This window comes from Desulfogranum marinum, assembly GCF_016918565.1.
GTDB classification, from domain to species: Bacteria; Desulfobacterota; Desulfobulbia; order Desulfobulbales; family Desulfobulbaceae; genus Desulfogranum; species Desulfogranum marinum.
The window spans coordinates 91966-98589 of sequence record NZ_JAFFQD010000017.1; the positions used below are offsets into that span (position 1 = coordinate 91966).

At 46.6% G+C, this 6624-nt stretch carries 5 protein-coding genes; 1 reads left to right on the top strand and 4 read right to left on the bottom strand.

Annotated elements, in window-relative coordinates; translation table 11 throughout:
- Positions 1 to 59: 59 nt before the first annotated feature.
- From JWH17_RS11155 to JWH17_RS11170, 4 genes are all read right to left on the bottom strand, one after another.
- The gene (locus JWH17_RS11155) at positions 60 to 1835 is read right to left on the bottom strand and encodes an amino acid ABC transporter permease (RefSeq protein WP_205222697.1); all 1776 of its coding nucleotides are present in this window, start codon (positions 1833 to 1835) and stop codon (positions 60 to 62) included.
- Positions 1836 to 1958: 123 nt separating this feature from the next.
- The gene (locus JWH17_RS11160) at positions 1959 to 2786 is read right to left on the bottom strand and encodes an ABC transporter substrate-binding protein (RefSeq protein WP_205222698.1); all 828 of its coding nucleotides are present in this window, start codon (positions 2784 to 2786) and stop codon (positions 1959 to 1961) included.
- 80 nt (positions 2787 to 2866) lie between these two features.
- Positions 2867 to 3595 (bottom strand): amino acid ABC transporter ATP-binding protein, encoded by a 729-nt coding sequence (locus JWH17_RS11165; RefSeq protein WP_319550231.1) that lies wholly within the window; start codon positions 3593 to 3595, stop codon positions 2867 to 2869.
- A gap of 148 nt (positions 3596 to 3743) precedes the next feature.
- Positions 3744 to 5135, bottom strand: coding sequence for an aspartate kinase (locus tag JWH17_RS11170; RefSeq protein ID WP_205222700.1), 1392 nt, complete (start codon positions 5133 to 5135; stop codon positions 3744 to 3746).
- A gap of 287 nt (positions 5136 to 5422) precedes the next feature.
- Between JWH17_RS11170 and JWH17_RS11175 the strand changes: the two genes are divergently transcribed.
- On the top strand, positions 5423 to 6202 hold the full coding sequence (locus JWH17_RS11175) for an enoyl-CoA hydratase/isomerase family protein (protein ID WP_205222701.1): 780 nt from the start codon (positions 5423 to 5425) through the stop codon (positions 6200 to 6202).
- Positions 6203 to 6624 lie beyond the last annotated feature (422 nt).

Below are 6624 nucleotides of genomic sequence, written 5' to 3' on the forward strand. Positions count from 1 at the left end.
TTTGTTCCTCTGAGTTTGTCAGTTAACTGCCTAAGCTGGGTTGTCCTGCAAGAGGAACATCACATGGCAAGCCGCATCCGTTCAGGATTGAGTTTACGTTCCAGCCTTTTTGCATATTGGCTGAGTACATAGCAGCAGATAAAATAGAGCACCGCAATGGTTGTGTAAATCTCAAATGGATAGAGCATGAGGCGGTTGTTAATGGAGTAAGCTGCAGTAGTCAGTTCCATTACCCCTATAATATAGGCAAGTGAGGTGTCTTTAAAGGCAGCGATAAAGAGACCGACAATGGCAGGCAGCATCTGTTTAAGCGCCTGGGGCAGTACTATCCAGCGCATGGTCTGCAGGTAGCTAAGCCCTGTTGATTTGGCAGCTTCCACCTGGCCCGGAGGAATATTGTCAATGCCGCCGCGTACAATCTCGGCAATATACGCACCGAAAAAGATAGTCATTGCTACCACTGCACTCCAAAAAACGTCGAGTTGGATTTTCAGCATGGGCGGGACAAAGAAGTAAACCCAAAAGATAACCATGATAAGCGGGTTACCACGTATCAACTCGATGTAAAAGATACAGGGAATCCGAGCAACCTTGTTTTTTGCCGAACGGCCGATACCGACTACCAGGCCAATGAAAAAACTGGCCGTGATGCAGATCAGAGCCATGATCAGGGACATGGACAAGCCACCCAGACCCATAAAGACCTCGGTGCTTCCCCCTTTGGGAAAACGCCAGAAAAGCAGTGCTGCCAGGTTGTCCCATATAATTTGATAGTTGAAAGAACTTAACCCGCGTCCCGCCTGATAAAGAAGGCTGATCAGGAAGAGGATGAACAGCAATTTTGACCCGTTTTTTATGGCCAGCCAACTTAGTTGCCGAAATTTGCGCCATGCGACTTGGGCCGGCGAGAGGGTCTTGGTGTCTACAGGGGGGCGTCGAAAAAGAGATGTGATTCGCGCCAGGGCTGCATTGAGTAAAAGTAAGGGGGCAAACAATATATCGGCAATTCTGCGCATGAAGGTTTTGCTGGACTGGTCGACAATTTTGAGTTTGGCGTTGACCAGATTGAGAAACAGCGAGATGAGCAGAGAGAGGATCAAATATATGCCGGTTGCGGCAGCAGTTGCTTCAAAGCCGCTGTAGGTAAGTGCTTCTACTTCCTGTGCTGACCAGCAGACCTCGGCAACACCGACTGTCATGGCCAGAGACGAGTTTTTCATGTTGTTGAGAAATTCGCTGCCAAGCGGTGGCATGATTTCTCTGAAGGCCAAGGGAAGAATAATTTTTCTCAGTGATTGACCATAGGTCATACCCGAGGAGTAGGAAGCTTCAAGCAAGCCTTTGGGGACCGACTGGATGCCTGCCCGGATAATTTCAGCCATAAAGGAACTGGTATAGATCCCTAGGCCAAGGGTGGCGACCCAGAATTCGAAGTTCATGCTGAAAAGTGTTTGCCGTACCTGCTCGGGCAAACCAGCGGGCAGTGCAAAGTTCCAGAAAAAGAGCTGCACCAGCAGCGGGGTATTTCGAAAAAATTCAACATAGGCCGTGGCAAATCCGTAAACAGGCTTGAACCGAGAGAGTCTTGCCAGGCCAAAAAGGGTGCCCAGGACTAAGGCGATAATAGAAGAGTAAAGCGATATGGAGATGGTCAGTCTGAGCCCGTTAAGGAGCAGCTCTCCCATATGGCCATACTCTGTTTCACTGTAAAGAACCGCCCAGTTAAAATCATAGTCAAAGTGAAAGAAGAAACCAAAATAGCACGTTATCAATCCTAAGAGGATGACTAGGGATAGGTTTTGTATCCAGGGTTTTTCGAAATAGTGCTGCAGCATGGTAGGCCTTAAATAATCATCCCGGAGCGTGTGCTCCGGGATGTACGCTTGTTGGATGTATGCTGTACGGTGAAACAGTTACAGTGTATTGTCCAGGTTGCTATGGTTTTGTTTATCTGCAGCTTATGGCCACATTTCAATTTTTTCGGTCATAGGAAAAGGTGTTTCGGTGTCAGGGCCGAACCACTTGTTGTACAGTTCCATGTACTTCCCATCTTTCCACATATCCTGGATTGTGAAGTTAATCGCATCACGCCACGCAGAATCATCCTCTGGGAGACCAACGCCGTAAGGCTCATCAGAAATGAATTCGCCAACCAGTTCATATTTTCCCGGCTCCTTGGCAGCAAGGGCGATGAGCAGGGTAGAGTCGGTGCTGATTGCTTGTACACGACCGGATCGCAGAGCTTCAAACATCTCTACTTCATTCTGATAACCGGTAACATTGGGGTTGCTGTCGCCAAGTCGTTTGAGATAGGCTTTAGCGTTGACAATAGAAGTTGTACCCTGCATGGAACCAATTTTTTTACCAACCAAGTCTTTAGGGTCTTTCACGGTGCCTACCGGTGCCAGAATTTTTTGACCGTCAAAGAAATAGGTAATGGAAAAATCGATTTTTTCATCGCGAACACGCTTGTGGGTCATATTGGAAAGGACCATGTCCACTTTAGGAGGATTCGTCTGAACAAAAGAAATGCGGGTTTTATTATTGACCACTACAGGCTCAAACTCAACGCCGAGACGTTTTGCGATTTCCTTGGCAACATCCATGTCAAAACCAACCCACTCATTGTTGGCATCGATAAAACCAAATGGTTTACCCTTGTTGGTGATTCCTGCTTTCACAACTTTGTCTTTCATGACGCGGTCATAAGTTGGTCCTGCTAAAACCATGCAGGCTGATGCAAACAACAAGACTGCGGTCAACACACTGATTTTAAAACCTTTCATTGATATCTCCTTGTGCCGAAAAGGATTTATAAATTACTGCCGCCAGCTCCATGCTGCCGGCAGGTACTGCTGTGTAGGAACTAATGGCTGAGAATCTTACTGAGGAAATCCTTGGTTCGCTGGTGCTGTGGATTGTTGAAAAAGGTTTCCGGGTTGTTCTGTTCTACCAGTTTACCATGGTCCATAAAAATAACCCGGTCTGCCACTTCCCTGGCAAACCCCATTTCGTGAGTGACGCAGACCATGGTCATGCCTTCTTGGGCAAGGGACTTCATAACATCGAGCACTTCGTTGATCATCTCAGGATCGAGTGCACTGGTCGGCTCATCAAAAAGCATGATCTTGGGCTGCATGGCTAGGCCTCTGGCAATGGCAACCCGCTGCTGCTGACCACCGGATAACTGAGAGGGGTAAAAATCCGCCTTGTCCGGGATGTTCACTTTTTCCAACAGTTCCATGGCAATAGCACTTGCCTTATTGGCAGACAATTTCCTTACCATGGTCGGTGCCAAGGTAACATTTTCAAGCACGGTCATGTGGGGATACAGGTTGAACTGCTGAAAAACGAAGCCGACTTCAGCTCGGAGGTGAGTCATGTTTGTGGCAGGATTGTTGACATTCATTCCATCTACTTCAATGTCTCCTTCCTGAATGGGTTCCAGTCGATTGATACAACGGATAAGAGTGCTTTTTCCTGAGCCTGAAGGGCCGCAGATAACAACAACTTCACCTTTGCCGATTTTCAGGTTGATATCTTCGAGGACTTGAAAATCCCCAAACCATTTGTTGACTTTGTTAAACGTAATCACGGTAGCCTCAGCGACAAAAATGATACAGGAAACAAAATTGTCTCGTTCTGCATCAGCATGTTTTTTTTTAAGATAATAGCGAATAAACATAGCCGTAAGCCTCTGCAGGCGCAATAAAATGATGCGCTCTGTTTCTTCTTTTTCGTTGCTATGCAGCTGGTATTGTCATTTTTGTGTCGAAAAAAGTTGCATGCAAAGCGTGTATTCCTTGATGAAGCTCATCTTTGTGAAGCAGAAAGTACAGTGCAGCCCTGGAAGGGCCAAAGGAAATCAGTTCTACATTGATATCTACGTCGGCGATGGCAGAAAAGCACCTGGCAGCCACCCCTTTGCTGGACGAGATCCCTTCGCCGACAATAGCCAGCAGGACCAGTTGGTCCTCTTTTTCGAGCATTCTAAAGGGTACCGGTTTAATTTGCATCAGGGCATTGTACGCTGGTTCAAGGTCCTGCTTGGAAAGGAGAAAGGTTATGCAGGTTTGAGTGGCAACTACCGATTTGATGTTCAACCCGGCATCTGTAATAGCGCCGGCAACTATACTCAAAATACCGGGGCGATACCCTACTCCGGAGGCGTGCACCTTGAGGGTGCTGATGTCCTCGGTATAGGTAATACTTTTGATAACCTTGGCAGCCTGTTCTGATGTATCCGAGATAACAGAGCCCTGGCGACCAGGGTTTATGGTGTTCTTGATCACGATTTCAATGTTTCTTTGTCGAACCGGTTCCACTGTACGTGGATGGAGGATGGTCGCACCAAAGTAGGACAGTTCTGCACATTCTTCATAGGAGAGTCGGTCGATAAAGGCAGCCTCAGGAACGAGTTTGGGGTCAGAGGTCATAAATCCATCAACATCTTTCCATATCTCCAGAACTTCAGCATTAATCGCAGCGGCAATGGCCGCTGCAGAGTAGTCGCTGCCGCCCCTGCCGAAAGTGGTGATGTTTCCTGATTGGCTTATACCGTAAAATCCAGGGATAATAACGATTTCATGCTCTGCCATGTAGGGGATAAGTGTTTCTTTCACTGCTTCGGCAGTGGCTTCCAGATCGACAGTGGCGTCACCGAATTTGCCGTCGGTATAGAGTTTGAGGTGTTGAGGAAGCAGGTAGGCGCAGCTTTGTCCATAGGATTTCAGGGTCCACGCCAAAAGTTGTGCTGAAAAACGTTCTCCAATGCAGCTGATGGCATCCTTCATTTTCGGGGTGAGTTCACCTGTGAAGTTTAGACCAAAATAATAACGTTCAAGCAGTTTGAGAGTCTCGGCCAGATCGGCTTTGTACCCCTGGAGACACTCTTCGGAATCCATAAGCATTGAGGCGACCGACAGGTGCAGCTTGAGGATAGTCTCAAGATGAGGAAGGATTTTATCTTCATCTTCAAGGGCTTTTTTAATTCCACCAATCAATATATCGGTAACACCGTAAAGGGCAGAGACGACGATGGCGTTACCTTTACCATAGATGGGCATCAGGTGTGAAATTTGACGGATAGTGTTGATACCCTTGAGGCAGCCGCCGCCGATTTTAATAACTTTCATTTTTCAGGTAGCTATTTTTTGAGTCTAGAGTAATGATGAGCTGATTTAGCTGTAAATATTCAATTTATGGACCTGTTGAATAGGCCAAAGTCCTGAAAAAATCAATATAATGTTGAAGGTGCTGTTAAAAGATTCACTTGGTGCACAGCGCCATCTTTTTTCCACCGCCCTCAGGGGACGGTGATTGAGATAGCCTTGAAGTGGATGATTCCAGCACAGTTTACGTTTTGAAGTGATAAAAGTTTGTTTGTCTAACATGTTGTTTTAACTCTCACAGGAGGTGACGTATGTCGTACACACATCTTATCACGGAAGTAAATGATCGTTTTGTAGGTACAATTATTCTTAATCGTCCCGATCAGCTGAATACTTTTAACAGTGTAATCGCCGGGGAACTAGCCTGCGCCTTGAAAGGGATGGATGATGATAGCGCGGTCCGAGTGATTTTGATAAAAGGCGCAGGCAAGGCTTTTTGTGCAGGGATCGATGTCAATGAGCTTGAAAATAAGACGGCCATGGAATACAGAGCCTGGATCGAGCATATGGAGCAGCCTTTGATGACCATTGCCAGAATGAAGAAACCGGTTATTGCCCAGGTTCAGGGGGTTGCAGCGGCAAATGGTATGGGTCTGGTCGCTGCGGCAGATCTTGCCATTGGTGCGGAAAATACCAAGATGGGATTGACTGCTATTAATGTGGGGCTTAACTGCGTTGGTCCGATTATTCCGGTTGCCAGATGTGTGGGACGTAAAAAAGCATTGGAGCTGCTTCTGTATGGTGATTTAATAAAAGCACCGGAAGCAAAGGACTTGGGTCTTTTAAATCGCATCGTACCAAAAGAAGATCTGGAAGCGGAGGCCATGGCCTGGGCAGAGACACTGGCTAAGAAAAGTCCGATTGCCGTGCAGATTGCAAAGCAGGGTTTTTATTCTTCAGAGGATATGGAATATTTCAAACAATTTGATCTAATGAATGAGGCTTTTGCACGGCTCTGCACCACCGACGATGCCAAGGAAGGAGTTAAGGCTTTTTTTGAAAGGCGTAATCCGGAGTGGACGTTGAAATAAAAATAATGCCGGCCAGATTGGTAAGCATTGCTGAGTATAAAAAACAAGCTCCCGTAACCTGCTCAATAGCGGGTTGCGGGAGCTTGTTTTATTTCCTTTGGCCACTGCTTAGCCCGAATTTCTCATGAGTTTTTCATTTTCGGCTTAAGCTTTTGATATTTATAGAAAATACGGTGGAGCTAAAAAAACAGACTGTTTTTTCGTCGATAATCAAAAAACTCACCCTCCGGGTTAGCGGATTTTTCCGCAGACTCTTTGTTGCAGGTCATTTGCGGTAGCTTACTATCGGAGTCTACGCTTCCATGAGAAGGCTTGTCAACACCTGTTCGACTTGGCGAACCAAATTTTAAATTATCCCGTAACGTCAGGCTTCCATTCGCACTCATTTAAAGGCACAGCCATATGCCCGGTGCATTGTAATG

Coding starts and splice junctions, on each gene's coding strand:
- JWH17_RS11155 (WP_205222697.1), bottom strand. CDS start 1,835: ATGCTGCAGCACTATTTCGAAAAACCCTGGATACAAAACCTATCCCTA.
- JWH17_RS11160 (WP_205222698.1), bottom strand. CDS start 2,786: ATGAAAGGTTTTAAAATCAGTGTGTTGACCGCAGTCTTGTTGTTTGCA.
- JWH17_RS11170 (WP_205222700.1), bottom strand. CDS start 5,135: ATGAAAGTTATTAAAATCGGCGGCGGCTGCCTCAAGGGTATCAACACT.
- JWH17_RS11175 (WP_205222701.1), top strand. CDS start 5,423: ATGTCGTACACACATCTTATCACGGAAGTAAATGATCGTTTTGTAGGT.